Here is a 21,100-nt window from a genome sequence, read left to right as displayed (position 1 = left end):
CTGCCGAGATCGAGAAACTACGCAAAGCGAACAAGATTGTCGGGGAGACGCTCCAGTATCTGCAGGAGAGTGTCAAACCCGGCATGACCCTCAAAGAGATCGACCGGATGGGTGAAGAGTTCCTGCGCTCCAAAGGAGCGCGGCCTTCATTCAAAGGTCTCTACGGTTTTCCGGCCGCTGTCTGTACCTCTCTCAACGAAGTGATCATCCACGGCATTCCCGACGATACGAAAATCAAAGAGGGTGACATTCTGGGTCTGGATATCGGTACGGAAGTGGAAGGTTGGTACGGCGACGCGGCGATTACGATGCCGGTGGGGACCATATCCGAATCGGATGAAAGACTGATCGCCTGCGCAAAAGACGCGCTCTATCATGCGATCGAAATCATCCGGCCGGGGATGCGTTTCAAAGAGCTCAGTCTCGAGCTCGAAACCTTCATCAAATCCCGCGGATATACGCCGCTGCTGAACTTCTGCGGTCACGGAATCGGCAGAAAGCCGCACGAAGAACCCGAAATCCCCAACTATCTGGAACACGGATCTCCCAAAAGCGGACCGAAGATCAAAAACGGCATGGTCTTCTGTCTCGAACCGATGATCTGCCAGAAAGACGGGACGCCGAAGATACTTGAGGACAAATGGTCGGTCGTAAGCCGTGACGGTATGCGTACCAGCCATTACGAACACACGGTCGCAGTCGTAGGAAACAAAGCGGTAATACTCTCGCAACCATAAAGGAGAAAACATGGCAAAAGATGATGTCATCGAGATTGACGGTAAAGTGATCGAAGCGCTTCCCAACGCGACGTTTCGCGTGGAACTGGAGAACGGACACGTGGTTTTGTGTCATATCGCGGGAAAAATGCGTATGCACTACATCCGTATCCTTCCGGGAGACAGGGTCAAGGTGGAGCTGACACCCTACAGCCTCGACAAAGGTCGCATAACTTACAGATATAAGTAAGCTGTAAGTTGGCTTAAGGTATTATTCCATCCCCTTTTCCATCTACGTGAAGGAGTTTTGCATAAATCGCACTGTTTATGCAAGGGTCGGTTTGGCCGTCACTCGCCAAACCTAATTCGGGGACAAATTCCATATTTTTGGATTTGTTGTTCAGTGCAAAAACCGCTTTCAGTGGTTTTTTCGAACGAGTAGGTAGTGAGTAGAGAGTAGTGAGCGGTTTGTCGCTTTCGTAGCGATTTTTCCCGCTCGCTTCTTGCTCGCTCCGCTCCGGGTCAACAGGTATGCGTTGCTCTGTGTTTTCCAGTAGGCATGTTGCGTTTCCCGATGAAAAAGCGAAGCAGTTTTCATCGATGCCGCGCCAGCGTGGCGGGCCCGCTGCCGAAGCGGACGCAGAGTCATCGTAGCCAAAGCGGCTTTGCCGATTTGGCGTGTAAAGGAGTTTATAATGAAAGTCAGACCATCGGTTAAGAAGATGTGCGACAAGTGCAAGATCATCAAACGAAAAGGCATTGTTCGCGTCATCTGTGTCAACCCAAAACACAAACAGAGACAAGGATAAGAGATGGCACGTATTGCAGGTGTTGATCTTCCGAAGAAAAAGAGAATGGAGTATGCGCTGACATACATTTACGGTATCGGCCTGACGACTTCGAGAAAGATTCTCGATGCGACCGGTATCAGCTACGACAAGCGTGTCCACGAGCTGAGCGAAGAGGAAGCTGCGGCTATCCGTAAAGAGATCCAGGAAAACTATATGGTCGAAGGGGATCTGCGTAAAAAAGTCGCCATGGACATCAAAGCGCTGATGGACCTGGGCAACTATCGCGGCCTTCGCCATCGACGCGGTCTTCCGGTTCGCGGACAGAAAACGAAAACCAATGCTCGTACACGCAAGGGTAAACGTAAAACTGTCGGCGCGGCAAGCAAGTAAGGAGTAAACAGTGGCTAAAAGAAAAGCAGCAAGAAAAAAGATTGTCAAAAAGAATATCGCGCGTGGTGTCGTCTACATCAGTGCGACATACAACAACACTGTCATTACGGTAACGGACGAAGCGGGCAACGTGATTTCATGGAGCAGCGCAGGATCTCTCGGATTCAAGGGAAGCAAAAAGTCCACTCCTTATGCAGCACAGCAGGCGGTCGAAGATGCGATGGCGAAAGCCATGGAGCATGGGATCAAAGAGGTCGGTATCAAGGTACAGGGACCTGGCAGCGGCCGTGAAACGGCTGTCAAGAGCGTAGGGGCAATCGAAGGCATTCGCGTGATGTGGTTCAAGGATATCACACCGCTTCCGCACAACGGTTGCAGACCTCCGAAACGACGACGAGTATAAGGGGACGAGATGGCACGATATAGAGGACCAGTAGAAAAGATCGAACGTCGCCTGGGTGTGAGTCTCGGACTCAAGGGCGAAAGAAGACTCGCAGGCAAGAGCGCGATCGACAAGCGCCCGTACGCACCGGGACAGCACGGACAGCGCCGCACGAAGATCAGCCAGTATGGCCTTCAGCTTCGCGAAAAGCAGAAAGCGAAATATATGTATGGTGTCGGCGAAAAACAGTTCCGCCGACTTTTCAAAGACGCGAACCGCATGGAAGGCAACACGGGTGAAAACCTGATCGCCCTTCTGGAACGACGTCTGGACAATGTAGTCTACCGTATGGGATTCGCGACGACACGTGCCTTCGCACGACAGCTCGTCACCCATGGCCACGTGCTGGTAGACGGCAAACGCGTGAACATCCCTTCTTTCCGTGTCAAACCGGGACAGAAGATCGAAATCCGCGAAAAAAGCAAAAACAACCCGCAGATCCAGCGCGCCATGGAGCTGACACGCCAGACAGGTATCGCTCCGTGGGTCGACGTGGATCACGACAAAGTCTTCGGAATCTTCACACGCATTCCGGAGCGTGAAGAGGTTGTCATCCCTGTAGAAGAGCGATTGATCGTCGAGCTTTACAGCAAATAATAGTTAAAAAGCGAGTTGCCCATGAAAAGAATCAAAACATCACCCTTTATGCCGAGCGAAGTCGAAATCGAACAGACCGGCGAAAACCGTATGCGCATCACGGCCTACCCGTTCGAGACGGGTTACGCCGTCTCTCTCGCGCATCCGATCCGCCGTCTGCTTCTTGGCAGTACCATCGGATACGCTCCGATCGGTGTGAAAATCGAGGGGGCATCGCACGAGTTTGATTCTGTACGCGGGATGCTTGAGGATGTTGCCGTATTTATCATCAACCTCAAAAACCTCCGTTTCAAAATCAAAGGTGACGAGAAGAAGGTCGAAGTGAACTACAGCTTCAGCGGCCCGATCGAAATCACCGGCGCCGACCTGAACAACGATCAGGTCGAAGTCGTGACACCGGACGGTTTTCTGGCGACCCTGAACGAGGATGCGGAACTCAATTTTTCCCTCCTGATCCATCAGGGGATCGGTTACGTTCCGAGTGAGGAGCTGCGTGATTCTCTGCCGGAAGGATACATCGGACTCGATGCGTTCTTCACGCCGGTTCGCGCAGCCAACTACACGATCGAGAACATGCTGATCGAAGACAATCCCAACTACGAAAAGATCGTCTTCAACATCGAGACCGACGGCCAGATCGATCCGGTGACGGCTTTCAAGAACACGATCGAGGTCATGTATCGCCAGATGTCGGTCTTCAACAACATTCTCGATATCGACATCGCCGCCGAGGCGGCGGCGCCGGCAGCGGAAAACCCTGTCATCAAGAAACTGATGCAGGGACTCGACACGCTGGGTCTCAGTGCCCGAAGCTTCAACTCCCTCGAACGTGCCGGATTGAAGTTCGTTGGAGAGCTGGCGCTGATGAGCGAGAACGAACTCAAAGAGATAAAGAATCTCGGGAAAAAATCGCTTGAAGAGATCAAAGCGAAACTTGAAGAGGCCGGATTCCCTGTAGGGGAAGAGCTGGACGAAGAGACAGCGAAACAGCTGAAAAAGAAAATCGACGAAACGAAAAAATAAATTTAAGGAAATACGATGAGACATCGACATGGATATCGCAAACTTAGCCGAACATCTTCTCATCGCGCTGCTTTGCTGAAAAACCTTTCGATCGCTTTGATCGAGCACGGACGTATCGAAACCACGCTCGCCAAAGCAAAAACGCTCAGAAGCGTTTTCGAAAAGATGGTTACACGCGCCAAAGCAGGCGATTTCAATGCACACCGTGCCGTATTCGCCAAACTTCAGGACAAGAAAGCGACCAAGAAACTGGTCGAAGAGATCGCACCGAAGTATGCCGAACGCAACGGCGGATACACACGCATCATCAAAACTCGCCAGCGCCGCGGAGACTCCGCGGATATGGCGATCATCGAACTGGTCTGAGTTCGATACAGGGGCCTTCCGGCCCCCCTTTAAATTCTTCTAAACTCTTTCAATTTCTCTAAAAATCGGTTGCCAAACGTCTGCAATTTTGTTATGATAGAACAAAATTCGATTTAGGACGATAGTAATGATACCTTTCAGCGATGAAGATCTCTATCCGGCGGTTGAAAACGTCATAGAAAAGATCCGTCCGTCACTGGCACTGGATGGTGGGGACATCAAACTGCTCGGTGTCAAAAACGGCAAAGTCTACGTCCAGTTGCAGGGAGCCTGCATAGGGTGCGCCAGCAGCGGTGACACGCTCAAATACGGCGTCGAGAGACAGATGCGCATGGATATCCATCCTGAAATCGAGGTTGTCAACGTCCCTGTCGGTATGGAAAACCAATGGGATCAGATTGGTTAAGGAAGTCAAGGAAACTATGAAAAACAGAAAAACCGAAAAAATTTTGGAACGTGCCGAAAACCATTTTTATCGCGGAGAGTATGAAGAGGCGATGAGAACGTACGGCATTCTGCTCAGAGATCATCCAAGTCTCGAAGAGGCGAGAATCGGTGCGATACTGAGCGATATCGCTTTCGAAAACGACGAGGAGGCTCAGGCGCTTTTCGAGTACTACCAGGTTCTCAAGGAGGAGAAAAACGAGGAAGCGGAGCGGATCATCGAGGATATGATCGGCTCGTTGGACGATGCGATGGCGAAAATCTCCGATCTGCTCGAAGGAACGCTTTTTGGCAGTGACGAACCGATGAACGGTATCAGCTACGACGACTTCAGGGAGCTCGTCGAACTGCGTGGAAGCTTCAGGCGGGCTTTCGAAGACATCATGTTCTCGACCCGTGTCGTCATCACGGAAAAAGAGGAGTTGCTCGATTTTCTTCAGCAGCTTGTGGATAACGGTTTCAACGAGATGGCGATGCGCTACATAGAGGGGGCCGCCGTCGCCTATCCGGGAGAAGAGAAGATCCAGGATCTGATCGAAAAGATCAAAGGCTGAATGTGACGGTCGATTTTGGAGGCTCTACAGGCCTTGTGACGGATGACAGCCGCGAGGCTGACGGCAAGACCCGGTTTCTTTCCACGAAGCTGAACCGCTCCTTCGAAGAGGAAGCGGTCGCCAGAGGTGCGAACGTCGTACACCCAAAGGGGTTGATCGACGAATTGGGGCTCGGTTCGCTGGAAGTGGTCGGTATCACGGGAACCAACGGCAAGACCACGACGGCGGCCGCCATCTATTCGCTGTTGCTGGATCTGGGCTATGGTGCGGCTCTGCAGGGGACGCGGGGTCTTTACATCAACGACGAGAAGGTGGAGGAGAAATCCTTGACGACACCGCCGTCTCTTGCGACGATCGCGCATATGTTCGAAGCGAAGCGTCGCGGTGTCGAGTTTTTCGTCATGGAAGTGAGTTCCCACGCCATCGAACAGGATCGTATCGATGGGATAGATTTCGCCTTGAAGATCCACACCAACATCACGAGCGACCACCTCGACTACCACGGATCGATCGAAGCCTACCGCGCCGTCAAGAGCAGTTTTTTCCAGGACGAGACGAAGAAGCTGATCAACCGTGACGAGGAGGTTTTGAAATTCAACGTCAAAAACGCCTACAGTTACGGTATCGAAAACGCCGCCACCTACAAGGTGATGGCCTATACGCTCGGCGGCGGAGTCAGCGGCGTACTGAAACATTTCGAAACGGTCGTGCCGTTCGAAACGCCGCTTCAGGGGCATTTCAATCTCTACAACATCACGGCGGCGATCGCGGCGGTCCATCTGCTGACCGGCGAGGATCTGGGTGATATCTGCGAAGCCGCGGAAAACTTCGGCGGTGTGGCGGGCCGGATGGAGACCGTGAGCCATGAGCCTCTCGTGATCGTCGATTTCGCCCACACCGAAGACGGTATCAAGCAGGTGCTCGATTCGTTGAAGGAGAAAGAGATCCGCGTGGTTTTCGGAGCCGGCGGCGACAGGGATCGCAGCAAGCGCCCCAAAATGGGTCGGGCGGCCGCTTCCATCGCGAAAAAGGTCTATATCACCAGCGACAATCCCCGCAGCGAGGATCCGGCCGCTATCATCGAAGAGATCGCACGGGGCATAGAGGAGAAAGAGAAGGTCGAAAAGATCGTCGACCGGCGCGAAGCGATCGCGAAAGCTCTCGAAGATCTCGAGCCCGGAGAGGCGCTGCTGGTACTCGGAAAAGGCGACGAAACCTGGCAGGAAGTGGGAGAGGAGAGAATTCCCTTCGACGACAGAGAAGTGATCAGGGAGATTCTGGCTTCACGCTAAAGAGTGCATGAATGGGATTGTGGTCGGAGACCGGCGTGTCGATGACGAGAGCATGTTCCAGTCTCAAACCCCGATAGTAGATATGGTCCAGCGGCTTGCCGAGGATCGACTTGATATCCGATGCATTCTGCAGCTTGGCCTTCTTCAGGCGGTGCATCCGCATCAAGCGGCACAGAAGCCGCTGTCTTTTTTCGCTCCATGTGTTGAAATCCCCCGCGACGATCAGATATCTCTCCTCGCTCTTTGCAAGCAGCAGGGAGAGGCGTTCGAGTTCCCTTTCGAAGAGTCTGTAGGGGACGAAATTGATGGCGTGCACATTCAAAAGTGCCAGCGTCTTGCCGTTTGGCAGAAGATGCTTCGTCAAAACGGCGCTTTTTCTTGTGGCGAAACCGATCTCTTTCATCTGTGAAAGATAGGGTTCGGATGCCAGGAGAGGATAACGTGAGAGTGTCATGACGCCGAAACACTCTCTGTTTCGCACGATATTGCAGCTGAGTGCATGGGAGAAAGCTTTGAAAAAATGGGGCATGTGCCCATGATGGGGCAGTCTCACCTCCTGGATCGCGACGATGTGGGATGGATGGCGTTCCAGAAGATTCTCGAAGACATGCTGGAACTTCTTCGTCATCGACCGTTTCTGAATGTTCCAGCACAGCAGAGAGATTTCCATCGACTACACCAGCGGCGAAAGCATTCGCATGAAGTTTTCGATTCGGATCTGAAGCGGCTTCTCGGCCGGGGTGTACCGGACGCTCTTATGTATCAGTTTCTCTCCCCAGTCCGCGAGAATCCCGATATCCTTTCGAGAATAGAGAAAACTGACCACTTCGAAATTGTAGAAGAGGCTTCGGTTGTCGAAGTTGATCGTGCCGACCACGGCACAGTCGTTGTCGAAAATCATCGCTTTGGCATGAAGGACCCTGCCCCTGTACAGGAGTATTTCGGCGCCCTTGGAGGCGAGTTCCCGCAGATAGCTTCCGCGTCCCAGGTCGGAGACGATGTGGTCGGAGCGCTCGGGCGTGACGATCGTCAGTTCGACACCCCGATGGAGCGCGATGGTCAGGGCCCTGACGAACTCTTCGTTGGGAACGAAGTAGGGGGTGAAGATCCTGATGCTGCGGGTGGCGTTGCAGATGGCGTTCAAAAGTGCTTCGACGACGCCGTCGGAAGGGGTGTCGGGACCGGAAGGCGCCACCTGCAGGCATGCGGAGCCCGCCGTGATGGATACCGGTTCGGGCAGGAAGACTTCGCCGCGGGTGGCGAAGGCCCAGTCCATCTCGAAAATCTGCAGATAGTAGTGTGCCGCTTTCCCTTCGATCCGGCAGAGCAGGTCGGTGTAGCGGGCTTTGCGAGGATCGGGCGAAAGGTAGGCTTCCGAGAGATTCATGCCCCCGGTCAGGACCGTGGTTTTGTCGAATATGTAGATTTTTCTGTGGTTGCGCAGGTTGATGAAGTTGCGCAGGGGAAGATGCAGAAACGGCATGAAGAACGCGATTTCGACGCCCGCTTCCTTCAAAGACGTCAGCGGCCTGGAGAAGAGATAGAGCCTGGCCGATCCGATCGAATCCAGCAGCAGGCGGACCCTCACGCCCTTTTCCGCTTTTTTCTTCAGCGCTTCGAGCAGCGGACGGGTCGTTTCGTCCAGGATCATCTCGTAGACGCAGATATCGATAGACTCCGCGGCCCGGTCGATCTGCCGGATGAAGGTTTCGTACGCCTCGTCGGGGCGCGTACAGATCGTGAAACGGTTGTCCGGTGTCGCGGGAGGGATCTCGTTGGCGTAGAGAAGCTTTTCGACGGGGTGGTCGCACAGAGGCGCCGTGTCGTCGACGGGCTTGAGCTGGAACCGCAGTTTCTGGTATCTTTTGACCAGTTTGCGATGACCGAAGAGAAAATAGAATGGCACGGCCGCATAGGGGACCAGGAAGATGGCCAGGGTCCATGCGATCATGCTGCTTGGGCTGCGGCGGCTCGAGAGCATATGCAAGAATGCCAGAACGATAAGCAGTTCCGCACCGATCGTAAAGATGATGTCCGAGAGCGCCTCCGGCAGAAAGAGATTCACGTGCCGCCTTACTTTTTTTGTAAATTCTGCTAAAATTATAGTGTAAACATATGTTAAGTGACAAACACTATAATTTGGACAAAATTACGCGAAGGAACGAAAAATGGGAATTCCACAACCAGCATTCTACATATTCAAATGTGAGCAGTCTTCACCTCCGGGCATGCCCCGGCCAAGCTGTGTGACGGAGGAAAACCGCGACCTCTTCCAGCATCTCGCGCAGCGTCTGATGGAAAAAGGGCTGATCGGGACGGTCCAGCCCGTACGCACCGGCTGCCTCAACCGCTGCCAGTACGGTCCCGTCATGCTGGTCGAGCCGGGCCACGTGATGTACGCCCATCTGACGAAAGAGAAGATCGACCGCATCATCGACGAACACATCATCGGCGGTCAGCCGGTAGAGGAGTTCATGATCGAGAAAGAGGCGTGGGACGAACCGATCAGCCCGGAGCAGATGATGAAAATGAGTGGAGCCGTCTGATCATGCAGATCGAAATGCTCTATTCCAAAATCCATCGCGCGACCGTGACCGACGCCAATCTCAACTATGTCGGATCCATCACGATCGACCAGGATTTGCTGGATGCCGCGAAGATGCGGGTGGGGCAGAAAGTGGAGATTCTCAACATCAACAACGGCGAGCGCTTCAGCACCTATATCATCAGGGGAGAGCGGGGCAAGGGCGATATCTGCCTCAACGGCGCCGCGGCCCGCAAAGCGCACCCCGGTGACAAGATCATCATCGTCGCCTACGCCTCCTACGACGAGGAAGAGCTCGAAACCTACAAGCCCACCGTCGTGCTGATGAACGAACACAGCAACACGATCGCTTCCGTGCACGAGGAGCTCTGAGCCGATGTTCGAAGGCATGAATATGGGCGATCTGGGCAAGATGCTCGAAGAGGTACAGCAGAAAGCCAAAGAGCTGGAAGCCAGAAACGAATCGATCGAACTGACGGCCAAAAGCGGCGGGGGCCTCGTCAAAGTGACCGCCAACGGCAAAGGGGAGATCATCGATATCGATATCGACGATTCGCTTCTGGATGACAAGGAAGCCCTCCAGATCCTTCTCATCTCGGCCATCAACGATGTGATGAAGATGGTCGAAGACAACAAAAAAAGCGCCGCGATGAGCATGTTCGCCGGCGGACTCAACCCATTCGGCGGAGGGGGCGGCAGCCAAAGCCGATGATCCTCCGCCACATCGTCGCACTCTCTCTTCTGCTCTCCTCCGTTTTCGGAGCCGGGAGCTGTTTCGAGTTTTTCCCGGACAGTTACAGGATTGTCGACGGCCATCCCGCCTACGGTGTCGCGAAAAACCGTTTCGTCTCCTTCCGATGTCCGCGGGGAAAAAAGATCGTCGCGGAAGACAGGTTCAAAGGACTCTGTCTCTTCGAATCCCCCCTCCGACGCCCCTTTCATCTGATCGATCCCGAAGGCCCCCTCCATTTCTGTCCCTCGAAAACCCCTCTTTACGTCGATATCGATGCCTACCCCTTCGCCATCTATCCCGGCCGTCTGAAAAAGAGTCCCGGCAGGGAGGGGGCGCTTTTCGGGGAGTGCTGCGAGCTGGCGGGCATCGTGGAGAGGGATGGGGGCTGGTTCGACGCCGCTTCGATCCGAAGGCTGCTGCGGGGCGATACGCGCCATGGCGATATCGGTGCGCGTTTTACGCGAAACGGAAGGAGCTGGCGTGTCTCGGAAGTCGATCCTTTCGTCAAGACGCCGCTTCGACCCGGTGATCGCGTTCTGGCTATCGGCCGCCACAGGAGCCCCTCTTTCAGGCAGATAGCCGAAGCGATCGATGGATGCAGACCCGGAAAAACGGTTGCCCTCACACTCCTGCGCAAAGAGCGGAAGATCTCCCTCCATCCGGAGTGTTTCGAAAGAAGAGGAGGGGGAAAGCTCTCCGACACCTTTCTGGAGCGGTTCGGTCTCTGGTTCGACAAAAACCTGGCGGTCGTGCGGATCGACGAAAAAGGGAGCGGATTCAAACGCGGTTTCCGTGTCGGCGACAGACTTCTGCGTATCGACAGCTCAGATGTCAGGAGTGAAGCGGATGTCCGGCGGGTTCTGACGGGTTATTCGCTCCGCAGGAGCCTGCCTGAAAGATTGCTTCTCGAACGTGACGGTTTTCAGTTTTTTTTGCCGCTTCCTTCGCTATAATGCGCAAAATTTTAAAGATGGATCATGCAGTCATTTGAAGAGTATCTGATAGCCAATCTGCCGGAAGCTCCCAGTTTCCATCCGATTTTCGACGAAGCGCTCAAGGCGATGCTGATCGCGGGCGGCAAACGTTTCCGTCCCCGTCTTCTGCTCGCTGTCGTGGACGCCTACGTGCCGCTGCTCAGAGAGAGCGCCTATCCCGTGGCGATGGCGCTGGAGATGCTCCATACCTACTCTCTGGTCCACGACGACCTTCCCGTCATGGACGATGCGGACCTAAGACGCGGGGAGCCGACGCTTCATAAACGCTACGACGAGGTGACGGCGGTACTGGTGGGCGACGCGCTGAACACCCACGCCTTCTATCTCATCGCCGACGCCCCGCTGCACAACGACGTCAAGATCGCGCTGGTCCAGGAGCTCGCCTACAACGGCGGCATCGGCGGGATGGTCCTGGGACAGGCGATCGACTGCTACTTCGAAGGAGAGAAGCTGACGGCGGAGCAGATCGATTTTCTCCACGAATACAAAACCGGAAAACTGATCGCCGCGAGTCTGAAGATGGGCGCCATCATCGCGGGACTGGACGATGAGAAACAGCGGGAGCTCTTCGAATTCGGTCTCGACCTGGGGCTTCTCTTCCAGATCCAGGACGATATCATCGACGCGACCCAAAGCTGCGAAGCGGCGGGGAAGACGACAGGAAACGACGAGGAAAAAAACAGCTATATCAACCATTTCGGTCTCGAAGGATCCAGAGAGCGTGCCGACGAGCTGGCGGAAAAGCTCGAAAAGCGAATGGAGGCTTTCGACGAGCCTCTGCGGGAAAATCTGAACCGACTGCTTGAGAAGTATCTCTACCGACACAAAAAGCGGTGAGGAGCAAGAAGTGAGGAGTGAGAAGTTGACTTTATCCTTCCCACTCCTCACTCCTTACTTCCCACAAAATGAAAAAGGAACTTTTTTATGGACAATCAAATGATGAAGAAGATGGCCGACACGATCCGCTTCCTGGCGGCCGACATGATTCAGCAGGCCAACAGCGGGCACCCGGGCGCGCCGATGGGACTGGCGGATATCGCCGTCGTGCTTTCGAAGCATCTGAAACACAACCCCAAAAATCCCAAATGGCTCAACAGAGACCGTCTGGTCTTCAGCGGCGGTCACGCCACGGGACTGATCTACTCGCTGCTCCATCTGTGGGGGTACGACCTTCCGATGGAGGAGCTGAAGCGCTTCAGGCAGCTGGGCAGCAAGACGCCGGGCCATCCGGAGTACGGCCACACGCCGGGCGTGGAGATCACCACCGGTCCCCTGGGGCAGGGTGTCGCCAACGCCGTTGGGATGGCGATGGCGTCCAAATACTGTGCCAACATCGTCAACTCGGAAACGGCGAAAATCATCGACCACAACGTCTACTGCCTCTGCGGCGACGGGGACCTGATGGAGGGGATCAGCTACGAAGCCTGCGCCGTCGCCGGAAGGTATCAGCTCGACAACCTGATCATGATCTACGACTCCAACCGCATCACGATCGAGGGCGACACCTCCCTGGCGTGGACGGAGGATGTCCGGCTGCGTTTCGAAGCCCAGGACTGGAAAGTGCTCGAAACCGACGGCCACAACTACGAGCAGATCGACGAGACGCTGGAGCTGGCCAAAAGAGAGAACCGGCCCGTCCTGATCATCGCCCACACGATCATCGCCAAAGGCGCCCTGGAGATGGCGGGCGACCACAACAGCCACGGCGCGCCCCTGGGTGACGATCTGATCGCCAGAGCCAAGGAGGCGGCCGGTTTCGATCCCGAGAAGAAGTTCTACATTCCCGACGACGTGCTGGTGCGCTTCCGCTGCGCCGTGGAAGAGGGCGAACTGGCCGAGAGAGAGTGGAACCACCTGCTCAAGCAGACACCCTACATCGAGCAGAACGAGGCGCTCGAGCGCCTGCTCCATCCCGACTTCGACGCGATCGAATGGCCGAAGTTCGAGGCGGGCAGTGACGTGGCGACGCGCGACAGCAACGGAAAGATCCTCAACGCCATCGCGAAGGCGATTCCGGGATTTTTCGGAGGAAGCGCCGACCTGGCCCCCTCCAACAAGACGGAACTCAAGGATATGGGGGACTTTCCCAAGGGCAAGAATGTCCATTACGGTATCCGGGAGCACGCGATGGCGGCCATCACCAACGGTATCGCGGCCTACGGGCCGCTGCTGCCCTTCAGTGCCACCTTCTTCGTCTTCAGCGACTATCTCAAGCCGGCGGCGCGTATCGCGGCGCTCAGCGGTCTGCAGCACTTCTTCGTCTGGACACATGACAGCATCGGCGTCGGCGAGGACGGGCCGACCCATCAGCCGATCGAGCATCTGAGCCAGTTTCGGGCGCTTCCCGATTTCTACACCTTCCGGCCGGCCGACGCGACAGAAAACGTCGCCTGCTGGAAGATCGCCCTAAAAACGAAGAAGCCCTCCGCCTTCGTCTGCAGCCGGCAGAAGCTCAAGGTCCTCAAGGACGACATCGCCTACGGCGGTGTCGAAAACGGAGGCTACATGATCAAGAAGCGCGACAACGCCACCGTCACTCTGATCGCCAGCGGTTCGGAAGTGATGCTGGCGCTGCAGAGCGGATGCCACCTCGAAGAGCGGGGCATCATGGCCAACGTCGTCTCCGTCCCCTGCTACGAACTGCTCTGCGAGCAGCCCAAAGAGTATATCGACACGATCATCGATCCGAAGACGAAGGTTCTGGCGATCGAAGCGGCCAGCGGGCTGGAGTGGTACCGTTTCGCCGACGACGTATTGAGAATGGAGAGTTTCGGAGCCAGCGGCAAGGCGGACGAGCTCTTCAAATATTTCGGATTCACGATTCCCAACGTCATCGAGCGGGTCGAAGCACTTCTGGCACGATGAAATCTCCCATTACAGGCAGCCGGATGGCTGCCATACTTCTCTTCCTGCTTGCTCTTGACGCCATTCTCTATTATCAGGCGATCATTCTGGACAAGAGTTATATCTACGATGAGTTTCAACTGATCGAAAATCTCCAGGCCTTCACCCTGCTTATCGCTTTTTCCATCTTCGCCGCGACGCTCTTCGTCGCAAAAAGAGGAGAGAGAGCCGTGGTGGCTGCGGGTGCCCTTCTGTGGCTGACGATGTTTTTGAGGGAGGTCGATTTCGAAGAGCTTCATGTCACCGGCGTGATCGCATTCCTGACGGTCGGAAAGAGCAAAGACGCCATCCTCGCTGTTGTGTGGCTCTTTTTGCTGGGGTATCTCGCGAAACACTTCAGCCGCTACAAACCCCTGCTGCGATCGCTGATCTTTTCGAAAATGGGACTCGTCGTTTTTGTCGGGGGTTTGTCGCTGCTGGCAGGCGACTTTTTTGAAAAAGTCCATTTCCCCCATCACGATTTTTACGAAGAGACATTGGAACTTGACGGATATCTGCTTATTTTGTTCGGATCGCTTTTTTTCCCGGCGGTTTTACGGGGTATCGATACAGAAAGGAACCTGCAAAGATGAAAGCTTCGTCCATTTCAACCATTGTCCTCGTACTTTTCGCACTTCTTTATGCTTCACCGCTTCGGGCCCTGGAGCGGGGCATGACCCTTCCGAAAATGACACTCTCCGGAAAAGAGGGCGGCAGAGTCGACGGCACCCCTTTTGATAGCGACACGCTCAAAGGCAAGGTGACCGTCCTCTTTTACGTCGATCCGGACAAGAAGAGCCTCAACGAAGATTTCACCGAAGCTCTCAAAGCCAAACATTTCGATCGCAGCCGCTATCGGTCGGTCGCCATCGTCAACATGGCGGCCACGTGGATGCCCAACTTCGCCATCGCCGCCGCCTTGAAGCGCAAACAGGAGAAGTACCCCGATACGATCTATGTGAAAGATCTGCACAAAAAGGGTGTGAAAGTGTGGCGGATGAAGGACGACGACGCCAATTTCGTCGTTCTCTCCAAGGAGGGCGAAGTCCTCTATGCCAAAGCGGGAAAGATCCCCGAAAACGAGTACGAAACGATCTTTTCGATCATTCGTACCCATATGGGCGCATCAGGCCAGTAGCCGCCACTGCGGCTCCTCCTCCAGGGGAGGGAAGCCGTCGAGTATCTCCATCGGTCTGAAGTTCATCTTGTAGGCGAAGGACCGGCACCCCTCGACCCAGTACCCCAGATAGATCCATTTGAGCCCCAGCTGCCTGGCGAACTGTATCTGCATCAGCAGCGAATAGGTCCCCAGCGAGTATTTCGAATAGTCCGGATCGTAGTAGAAGTAGATCGAAGAGATTCCGTCGTCGGTGATGTCGATGAGATCGACGCCGACGAGTCTTTCGTCGATGAAATAGAGCACCTCTTTACCGAAATTGTGGGCCCCGTCGACGAAGTTTTCGTAATAGAGATGGGAATTGACAGGTGTGTAGCTCCATCCGCTCGTCTCGCTTTTGTGTTTGTGGAAACGGTTGTAGAGATCCAGATGGTCCCGGGTCATGCTCGGCTTGCGTATGTAGATGAGGGTGTCGCGGTTTTTCTTCATGACCCGCCGCTGGGATTTGGAAAAGGTGAAGTTTTCCGCATCGATCCGCAGACTCTTGCATCCGCTGCAGCCGGCGCAGATCGGATGGAAGAAGTAGCATCCGAACCGGCGCCAGCCGCGACGTATCAGTTCGGTGACGTGTTCTTTGCTCGCGTGCCGCATATAGCGGTAGAACATCCGCGTCTTCTTTTCGGGCAGGTAGCTGCACTGATAGTCGAGCATGCAGAAATCGATGGAGTGTTCACTGGTTCGTTCGATATTCATGGTGCAATCTCGTAAACGATCTCCTTTCTGTTTTTCCTCTCGATGATTTCGACGACGGAGAGATGTTCGACATCCATCGCCATCAGACTCCTTTCATCCATGATAGCACGCTTCGCCATCTCTTTCAAGACGATGCCCCGGTAGGCCTTGGCCCAGTGGCTGACCGCTTTGCCGTTTTTGAGGAATTTCATCGTGATATGGGGCAGAGGGATTTTGTAGAACTTTTCGTAGAAACCGGCCCGCAGATCGACGATGGGGCCGCGGTTTCGCAGATAGGCGGTCATCGCTTCGCCGAAATGCTCCCTGTAGAACTTTTCCGGGACGAAATCCCCGATCCGCTCGCCCTGTTTGAGCTTGTAGTCGGGAATGCGGTCTTTGGCGCAGATCGGCCCGAAGAGGTTGGAGAATATGATCAGGTGTTCATCGACGTAGTTTCGGGCCTTTTCGGAAAGATCGGCATAGCAGAGGTGGTCGTAGGCGACGCCGTCGTAGCGCTCTACCGCTTTCATCGTCGGGGCGTCGAAGATGTCGGTCCGATAGCGCGTCAGCAGTTTCTCCTCCTTGACCCCGAAGAGCTTTTTCAGATCTTGCGTATCCGCTTCATGTATGAAATCGTCGTAGCGTCTTATCGCTTCGAGGCGGCGGTCGTAGAGTTCGGGAAGACAGAAAGCCCCTTCGTCCACGGGTGGGAGGGTGCCGCCCGGGCGCTTCCCCTCGCTCGGAGCGAAGAGTATGGTCATCGGGCGGCTCCACTTTGTGTCAGAAAATCGGCCGCCACGCTGTCCATCGCCTGGATGTGCAGGTTCAGCCATTCGATGAAATCCTCTTCGATGAACTCCTTCAGGGCGTCGCGGTCTTTGAAGTTTCTCCAGTTCATGTAGGCCATGCGGGTTTCGTTGAGAATCCTGTTGTGGTCGGACCGGTGGATGTCGAACATGCCGAACCCTCTGTTTTTGAGCAGCGACTCCTCGAAATCGAAGTGCTCCCGCATATGTTCGAGCAGCTTCTCCATCGCTTCGGTGATTTCGGAGATCTCCGAACCGTTTTCGAGGCGTTCGAGCACCCTGTTGATATGCTCCGTCTCTTCGTAGTGGACCCGGTTCATCTCTTCGAACGAGACGGTGGGGAGTTTTTCCTTGTCGATCATTCCGTGACGCTCCAGCTTTTTTTCAGCAGTATAGCATCCTGATCGAAAATTTCAACGACGAAGCGGTCGCCCCTTTCGTAGGTCGAGACCCCTTTGGGCGTGCCTGTCATGACGATGTCGCCCGGTTCGAGGGTCATGAAAGCGTCTATCTCTTCGACGATGGCACGGGGTTTGTGGATCATGAGATCGTAGCGGGCCTCCTGGACCAACTCGCCGTTGCGAAGAAGCCGGAAGCCGATTCCGGCGAGTTCGGCGGGAGCTGTGATGAAAGGGGAGAAGATCGCCGATCCGTCGAAAGCCTTGGCCCGCTCCCAGGGCAGCCCCTTGGCCTTGAGCCGGTTCTGGATGTCGGCATGGGTCAGATCGAAGCCGAAACCGATGCCCGCGATCCTGCCCTTCTGGCCCATCAGCAGGCAGAGCTCCCCCTCGAAGCGTGTATGGGGAGAGAACCACCGAAAATTTTCGGATATGGCGGAGTTGGGTTTGCAAAAGAGCACCATGCTTTCGGGCATTTCGTTGCCCAGCTCTTCGATGTGCTCGACATAGTTGCGTCCGACGCAGACGATTTTGGACGGCGTGATGGTTCTGTCGTAAAAGCGGATTGTTTTCATGGCGATATTATAGCGCCCTTTACAAACGTTCCATCTTCCGCTATACTCCGGCCAGCAATCGAGACTTTCGGTCTCTCTTTTGATGCTCTGCGGAGCGAGTCAAGCTTTAACGAATCTGCAAATTTTCCTCTTTTAGACTTAACTCACACAAAATTTCATACCCATGTCTTGCCCGGGACCGAACAATCAAGCGGGTCAATACGGAAAGAACCAACCATAATGTCATTCAAGTCACTCGAACTTGCCCAACCCATCCAGCGTGCCATCGAAGAAGAGGGCTATACCGAACCCACACCGATTCAGGCGCAGGCGATTCCCGTCGTGCTGAGCGGAAAAGATCTGCTGGCAGCCGCCCAGACAGGTACAGGCAAAACCGCGGCCTTCACGCTGCCGATGCTCCAGAAACTCTTCCGCCACAAACCAAACGGCAAACGCCGTATCCGCGCCCTGGTACTCACTCCCACCCGCGAACTGGCCGCCCAGGTACACGCCAGCGTCAAGACCTACGGCCGCCATCTGGGGCTCAGAAGCGTCGAAATCTATGGCGGTGTCAGCATCTACCCCCAGACCAAGGCGCTTCGCAGCGGTGTCGACATCGTCGTCGCCACGCCCGGCAGGCTGCTCGACCACCTGAACCAGGGCCATCTGGATCTGAGTCACGTGGAGACCCTCGTACTCGACGAAGCGGACAGAATGCTCGACATGGGCTTCATCCACGATATCAGAAAGATCATCGCGTCTTTGCCCCACCATCGTCAGACCCTGCTCTTTTCGGCGACTTTCAGTAACGAGATCAAAAGACTGAGCAAAACGATTCTGCACGAACCCGAAATGATCGCCGTCGCCGCCGACAATACGACAGCCGAGCGCGTCAAACAGACGGTCCATCCGGTGGACAGAGCCAAAAAAGCCGATCTGCTGAGCTACCTGATCGGAACCAACAACTGGCAGCAGGTTCTCGTGTTTACACGGACCAAGCACGGTGCCGACAAACTTTCGAAGCGTCTGGCCCAGGACGGTCTGCCCTCCACGTCGATTCACGGCAACAAGACCCAGGCGGCGCGGATGAAGGCGCTCAAAGCCTTCAAGGACGGCCGTGTCCGCGTCCTGGTCGCCACCGACGTGGCGGCACGGGGTATCGACATCGACAGACTCGGCCAGGTGGTCAATTTCGATCTTCCGGAAGTGGCTGAAGATTATGTCCATCGCATCGGCCGTACCGGCCGCGCCGGCAACGCGGGAGAGGCCTTCTCCCTGGTATGTATCGACGAGAAGCATCTTCTGCACCGTATCGAGAAGCTGACCGACAGCCGCATCGAGAAGGTGCTGGTCGAAGGGTATCATCCCGATCCCTCCATCAAAGCCGAGCCCGTCAAGAAACGCGGTGGCAACCGCCGTCGCAAAAGCACGGGAGGTTTCGGAGGTGGAGAACGTGGTGCGTCCCGTCCCCAGCGCGGCGGAAACTTCAAGCGAAGAGACCGCGCCTAGAGCCGATATCCCACCCGTTCGGGTGGGCTATTTCGCTTCGATTCGTATATCGAGGTGCTGAGCGGCCGTGTCGAGAATGATCTTCTCCCGCTCCTCCTCCGTCATTTTGTCCCCCATGATCGCCAGCTGACCGATCACCATCCCCGCCAGTTGCATCGCTGTCGCCCCGGTTTTGTTTCTGACCGAAAGACCGAACCGCCTCGCTTCCCCTCTGACGATTTTCGAAAACGCCTCTTTCGCCTCTTCGAACCATCCCGCCACCGTCGGGTTTTTGCCGTAACGCTTCACTTCCGTGTCGTACCTTTCGCCTATCAATCTGTCATACTGCATGATGTAGCGGCGGAACGTTTTGTCTTTTTCGAGGAGTCGGCGGTATTCTCTGTTGTTCATGGTGCTGTTGAGGTCGAGGGAGAGAAAGAGAAAGTCGGGCATTCCCGGTTTTGTGCCGCTTAGACTCTTTTCGTTTCCGCTTTTTGGCGGGAAAATGGCCGAGAGGCGGTGCAGCTTTCCGGTAAGAGACAGATGGCTTCTGTCGCCGTAGGCGCTCTCTCCCGAAGCTTCGAGGCGGATGGAGAGCGCATCGTCGCCGCGGTAGGAGGTCGTCAGCGTGATGCTACCGCTGCCCGGGGATCCCATCTTTTCGGCATAGAGCCTCTGCAGCCTCTCTCCCACATAGTCGGCCCGGGCCGAATCGTCGGTTTCCAGCCACTCTTCGAGCCGATGGGTCAGGGTCAGATAGGCCGAATCCTTCGTGTCGTTGGATTCGGCCCTGAAATCCCTGTAGCGCAGCGACATCGTTCCGAAAATCCGGTCGTCGAAAGAGATGTTGCCATCGTCCGTTTTCATGCCGTTTTCGTAGACGACTTCACCGACGGATGTGTGGGCTTCGGGGCTGGAGACGTCCACACGGAAGTTTTCGAGGACCATTTTGTCGAGAGTGCGCCACAGGGCCCGGTCCATCGTGTCTTTCAGGGGTGTCGGAACGGGCTTTTGGGGCGCTTTCCCGCCTCTTCCCGCTTTTTCCGCCGCTTTGCATTCGGCCATCGCCCTCTCGAAGCTTTCGGAGGTGAAGAAAGAGAGAACGGCATGGTCGAAAAGGAGTTCGAGCCGATCGAATCGGGTTTTGACGGTGGCGTTGTTCTCGTCGGTTTCGGTCGCCGCAAAACCGGTCTCTACGCACCGGACTTTTCCGGAGACTTCGGTGCATTTGAAATCCATCGCATCGTCGGTGAGATACTCGAGATAGTTTTCGAGATTGTCGACAGGTTTTTTTCCGGTTTCGGGATAGACCGCCGTCGCATGGGAGAGTATCGACAGAAAGACTATCCCTGCCAGCCATTTTGGATATTTCACAAATTTCTCCTTTTTATCAATGGTAGCATTCCTTTTTGGAGAGATTCTTGAATATAATCTGCTTTATGAAAAGTATTTTTGTATGGCTCTTTGTCGTCGCGGTGCCGATATGGGCCGCGGATCCGGTGATCTCTTCCGTGCCGGGCGGTATCGTCGAAATCCCGCTCTCCCCCAAGGTTGCCTCTTCGAAGCTTCGGCTGATGGGGCATCGCGGCACTCTATGCGAAAAGGACGGGGAGAAGTCTCTTCTGTTTCCCGTTTCTCTGGATATGAAAGCGGGGGACTATTTTGTCTACAGGCGCTTAGGTGGGCGAAAAGAGAAGATGCTCCGTGTCAGGATCGAAGAGAAGAGATATGCCGAGCAGCGTCTGATCATCAAAAACAGACGCAAGGTCAACCCCGCTCCCCGGGATATGCGGCGTATAGGCGCGGAGTCGAAAAGGAAACGCAAAGACAAGGCGTTTCGTACCGAAAGGATCCCGGATATCGATTTTATCCGGCCCGTGAAGGGTGAGATCAGCAGTCCCTTCGGATTGCGCAGGTTTTTCAACGGTCAACCCCGCAGCCCCCACAAAGGGATCGACATCGCCGCACCCGAAGGAAGACCTGTCGTAGCCGTTTCCGACGGATACGTGGTGGACGCGGGAGATTTCTTTTTCAGCGGCAACCTCGTTTTCATCGAGCATGGGCAGGGGCTGATGACGCTTTATGCCCATCTATCACGCATCGACGTCGAGCCGGGCCAGCGGGTTCGCAAAGGTCAGAGGATCGGCCTGGTGGGAAAGACCGGCCGGGTGACGGGCCCGCATCTGCATTTTTCCGTCCTGATCGACGGGGTTTATGTCGATCCGACGCTTTTT

At 55.2% G+C, this 21,100-nt stretch carries 28 protein-coding genes; 21 read left to right on the top strand and 7 right to left on the bottom strand.

What is annotated here, in order from left to right; translation table 11 throughout:
* The first annotated feature begins 8 nt into the window (after nt 1–8).
* From map to Q1K23_RS02425, 11 genes are all read left to right on the top strand, one after another.
* Entirely contained in the window at nt 9–737 is a 729-nt protein-coding gene (map, locus tag Q1K23_RS02475; RefSeq protein WP_300361951.1) for a type I methionyl aminopeptidase, read from the top strand.
* A 10-nt stretch (nt 738–747) separates the two neighbouring features.
* Nucleotides 748–966 carry a translation initiation factor IF-1 gene (infA, locus tag Q1K23_RS02470; protein ID WP_201351978.1) on the top strand — a complete coding sequence of 73 codons (219 nt, stop codon included), beginning with the start codon at nt 748–750 and terminating at the stop codon, nt 964–966.
* A 445-nt stretch (nt 967–1,411) separates the two neighbouring features.
* Complete coding sequence (gene rpmJ / locus Q1K23_RS02465; RefSeq protein WP_092912916.1) at nt 1,412–1,525, top strand: 50S ribosomal protein L36; 114 nt, start codon at nt 1,412–1,414, stop codon at nt 1,523–1,525.
* A 3-nt stretch (nt 1,526–1,528) separates the two neighbouring features.
* Nucleotides 1,529–1,897, top strand: a complete 369-nt coding sequence (gene rpsM / locus Q1K23_RS02460) for a 30S ribosomal protein S13 (RefSeq protein WP_201351977.1) — start codon at nt 1,529–1,531, stop codon at nt 1,895–1,897.
* Between the two features lie 10 nt (nt 1,898–1,907).
* On the top strand, nt 1,908–2,300 hold the full coding sequence (rpsK, locus tag Q1K23_RS02455) for a 30S ribosomal protein S11 (protein WP_201351976.1): 393 nt from the start codon (nt 1,908–1,910) through the stop codon (nt 2,298–2,300).
* A 9-nt stretch (nt 2,301–2,309) separates the two neighbouring features.
* Nucleotides 2,310–2,936 (top strand): 30S ribosomal protein S4, encoded by a 627-nt coding sequence (gene rpsD, locus Q1K23_RS02450; RefSeq protein WP_300361939.1) that lies wholly within the window; start codon nt 2,310–2,312, stop codon nt 2,934–2,936.
* Nucleotides 2,937–2,957: 21 nt separating this feature from the next.
* A complete protein-coding gene (locus Q1K23_RS02445; protein ID WP_300361937.1) occupies nt 2,958–3,959 on the top strand; it encodes a DNA-directed RNA polymerase subunit alpha in 1,002 nt (333 codons plus the stop codon).
* Between the two features lie 15 nt (nt 3,960–3,974).
* A complete protein-coding gene (gene rplQ / locus Q1K23_RS02440) occupies nt 3,975–4,325 on the top strand; it encodes a 50S ribosomal protein L17 (RefSeq protein ID WP_300361935.1) in 351 nt (116 codons plus the stop codon).
* Between the two features lie 127 nt (nt 4,326–4,452).
* A complete protein-coding gene (locus Q1K23_RS02435; protein WP_300361934.1) occupies nt 4,453–4,731 on the top strand; it encodes a NifU family protein in 279 nt (92 codons plus the stop codon).
* Nucleotides 4,732–4,747: 16 nt separating this feature from the next.
* A complete protein-coding gene (locus Q1K23_RS02430; protein ID WP_300361931.1) occupies nt 4,748–5,323 on the top strand; it encodes a hypothetical protein in 576 nt (191 codons plus the stop codon).
* Nucleotides 5,324–5,325: 2 nt separating this feature from the next.
* On the top strand, nt 5,326–6,615 hold the full coding sequence (locus tag Q1K23_RS02425; protein WP_300361928.1) for a UDP-N-acetylmuramoyl-L-alanyl-D-glutamate--2,6-diaminopimelate ligase: 1,290 nt from the start codon (nt 5,326–5,328) through the stop codon (nt 6,613–6,615).
* On the opposite strand, the gene Q1K23_RS02420 is transcribed toward Q1K23_RS02425, so the two are convergent.
* Both Q1K23_RS02420 and Q1K23_RS02415 read right to left on the bottom strand, forming a co-directional pair.
* Entirely contained in the window at nt 6,590–7,285 is a 696-nt protein-coding gene (locus tag Q1K23_RS02420) for an endonuclease/exonuclease/phosphatase family protein (protein WP_300361925.1), read from the bottom strand. The two genes, Q1K23_RS02425 and Q1K23_RS02420, sit on opposite strands and share 26 nt — an antisense overlap.
* A gap of 3 nt (nt 7,286–7,288) precedes the next feature.
* Nucleotides 7,289–8,680: a phospholipase D-like domain-containing protein gene (locus tag Q1K23_RS02415; RefSeq protein ID WP_300361922.1), complete on the bottom strand. Its 1,392-nt coding sequence runs from the start codon at nt 8,678–8,680 to the stop codon at nt 7,289–7,291.
* Nucleotides 8,681–8,783: 103 nt separating this feature from the next.
* Between Q1K23_RS02415 and Q1K23_RS02410 the strand changes: the two genes are divergently transcribed.
* The 8 genes from Q1K23_RS02410 (at nt 8,784) to Q1K23_RS02375 (ending at nt 14,909) form a co-directional block, all read left to right on the top strand.
* Complete coding sequence (locus Q1K23_RS02410) at nt 8,784–9,161, top strand: (2Fe-2S) ferredoxin domain-containing protein (protein WP_300361919.1); 378 nt, start codon at nt 8,784–8,786, stop codon at nt 9,159–9,161.
* Nucleotides 9,162–9,163: 2 nt separating this feature from the next.
* Nucleotides 9,164–9,532, top strand: a complete 369-nt coding sequence (gene panD, locus Q1K23_RS02405; protein ID WP_300361917.1) for an aspartate 1-decarboxylase — start codon at nt 9,164–9,166, stop codon at nt 9,530–9,532.
* Between the two features lie 4 nt (nt 9,533–9,536).
* The gene (locus Q1K23_RS02400; protein ID WP_300361916.1) at nt 9,537–9,872 is read left to right on the top strand and encodes a YbaB/EbfC family nucleoid-associated protein; all 336 of its coding nucleotides are present in this window, start codon (nt 9,537–9,539) and stop codon (nt 9,870–9,872) included.
* On the top strand, nt 9,869–10,846 hold the full coding sequence (locus tag Q1K23_RS02395; RefSeq protein WP_300361913.1) for a PDZ domain-containing protein: 978 nt from the start codon (nt 9,869–9,871) through the stop codon (nt 10,844–10,846). The genes Q1K23_RS02400 and Q1K23_RS02395 overlap by 4 nt, the downstream gene beginning before the upstream one ends.
* A 24-nt stretch (nt 10,847–10,870) precedes the next feature.
* Nucleotides 10,871–11,725 (top strand): polyprenyl synthetase family protein, encoded by an 855-nt coding sequence (locus Q1K23_RS02390; protein ID WP_300361911.1) that lies wholly within the window; start codon nt 10,871–10,873, stop codon nt 11,723–11,725.
* An 87-nt stretch (nt 11,726–11,812) separates the two neighbouring features.
* A complete protein-coding gene (tkt, locus tag Q1K23_RS02385) occupies nt 11,813–13,753 on the top strand; it encodes a transketolase (protein ID WP_300361909.1) in 1,941 nt (646 codons plus the stop codon).
* A 23-nt stretch (nt 13,754–13,776) separates the two neighbouring features.
* Nucleotides 13,777–14,364 carry a hypothetical protein gene (locus Q1K23_RS02380; RefSeq protein WP_300361907.1) on the top strand — a complete coding sequence of 196 codons (588 nt, stop codon included), beginning with the start codon at nt 13,777–13,779 and terminating at the stop codon, nt 14,362–14,364.
* A complete protein-coding gene (locus Q1K23_RS02375) occupies nt 14,361–14,909 on the top strand; it encodes a YtfJ family protein (protein WP_300361905.1) in 549 nt (182 codons plus the stop codon). Before Q1K23_RS02380 ends, Q1K23_RS02375 begins: the two co-directional genes overlap by 4 nt.
* Here the strand turns inward: Q1K23_RS02375 and Q1K23_RS02370 are convergent.
* Genes Q1K23_RS02370 through Q1K23_RS02355 form a run of 4 tightly spaced genes read right to left on the bottom strand, consistent with a single transcriptional unit; the run spans nt 14,898 to nt 17,399 of the window.
* Entirely contained in the window at nt 14,898–15,641 is a 744-nt protein-coding gene (locus Q1K23_RS02370; protein ID WP_300361904.1) for an arginyltransferase, read from the bottom strand. The genes Q1K23_RS02375 and Q1K23_RS02370 overlap by 12 nt on opposite strands.
* The gene (locus Q1K23_RS02365) at nt 15,638–16,381 is read right to left on the bottom strand and encodes a YaaA family protein (protein WP_300361902.1); all 744 of its coding nucleotides are present in this window, start codon (nt 16,379–16,381) and stop codon (nt 15,638–15,640) included. Before Q1K23_RS02365 ends, Q1K23_RS02370 begins: the two co-directional genes overlap by 4 nt.
* Nucleotides 16,378–16,788, bottom strand: coding sequence for a hemerythrin family protein (locus Q1K23_RS02360; protein WP_300361899.1), 411 nt, complete (start codon nt 16,786–16,788; stop codon nt 16,378–16,380). The genes Q1K23_RS02365 and Q1K23_RS02360 overlap by 4 nt, the downstream gene beginning before the upstream one ends.
* Nucleotides 16,785–17,399: a fumarylacetoacetate hydrolase family protein gene (locus tag Q1K23_RS02355; RefSeq protein ID WP_300361896.1), complete on the bottom strand. Its 615-nt coding sequence runs from the start codon at nt 17,397–17,399 to the stop codon at nt 16,785–16,787. Before Q1K23_RS02355 ends, Q1K23_RS02360 begins: the two co-directional genes overlap by 4 nt.
* Before the next feature lie 219 nt (nt 17,400–17,618).
* Here Q1K23_RS02355 and Q1K23_RS02350 point away from each other — a divergent pair, with 219 nt between their 5' ends.
* Entirely contained in the window at nt 17,619–18,887 is a 1,269-nt protein-coding gene (locus tag Q1K23_RS02350) for a DEAD/DEAH box helicase (RefSeq protein WP_300361893.1), read from the top strand.
* Nucleotides 18,888–18,914: 27 nt separating this feature from the next.
* On the opposite strand, the gene Q1K23_RS02345 is transcribed toward Q1K23_RS02350, so the two are convergent.
* Nucleotides 18,915–20,240 carry a hypothetical protein gene (locus tag Q1K23_RS02345; RefSeq protein WP_300361891.1) on the bottom strand — a complete coding sequence of 442 codons (1,326 nt, stop codon included), beginning with the start codon at nt 20,238–20,240 and terminating at the stop codon, nt 18,915–18,917.
* A 65-nt stretch (nt 20,241–20,305) separates the two neighbouring features.
* Between Q1K23_RS02345 and Q1K23_RS02340 the strand changes: the two genes are divergently transcribed.
* Nucleotides 20,306–21,100 (top strand): M23 family metallopeptidase (locus Q1K23_RS02340; RefSeq protein ID WP_300361888.1); only part of this gene is annotated, 795 nt, incomplete at its 3' end.

It is taken from the genome of Hydrogenimonas sp. (assembly GCF_029933015.1).
GTDB lineage: Bacteria > Campylobacterota > Campylobacteria > Campylobacterales > Hydrogenimonadaceae > Hydrogenimonas.
Note: the sequence above shows the minus strand (reverse complement) of the source record. Positions and strands in the feature narration are given on the sequence as shown.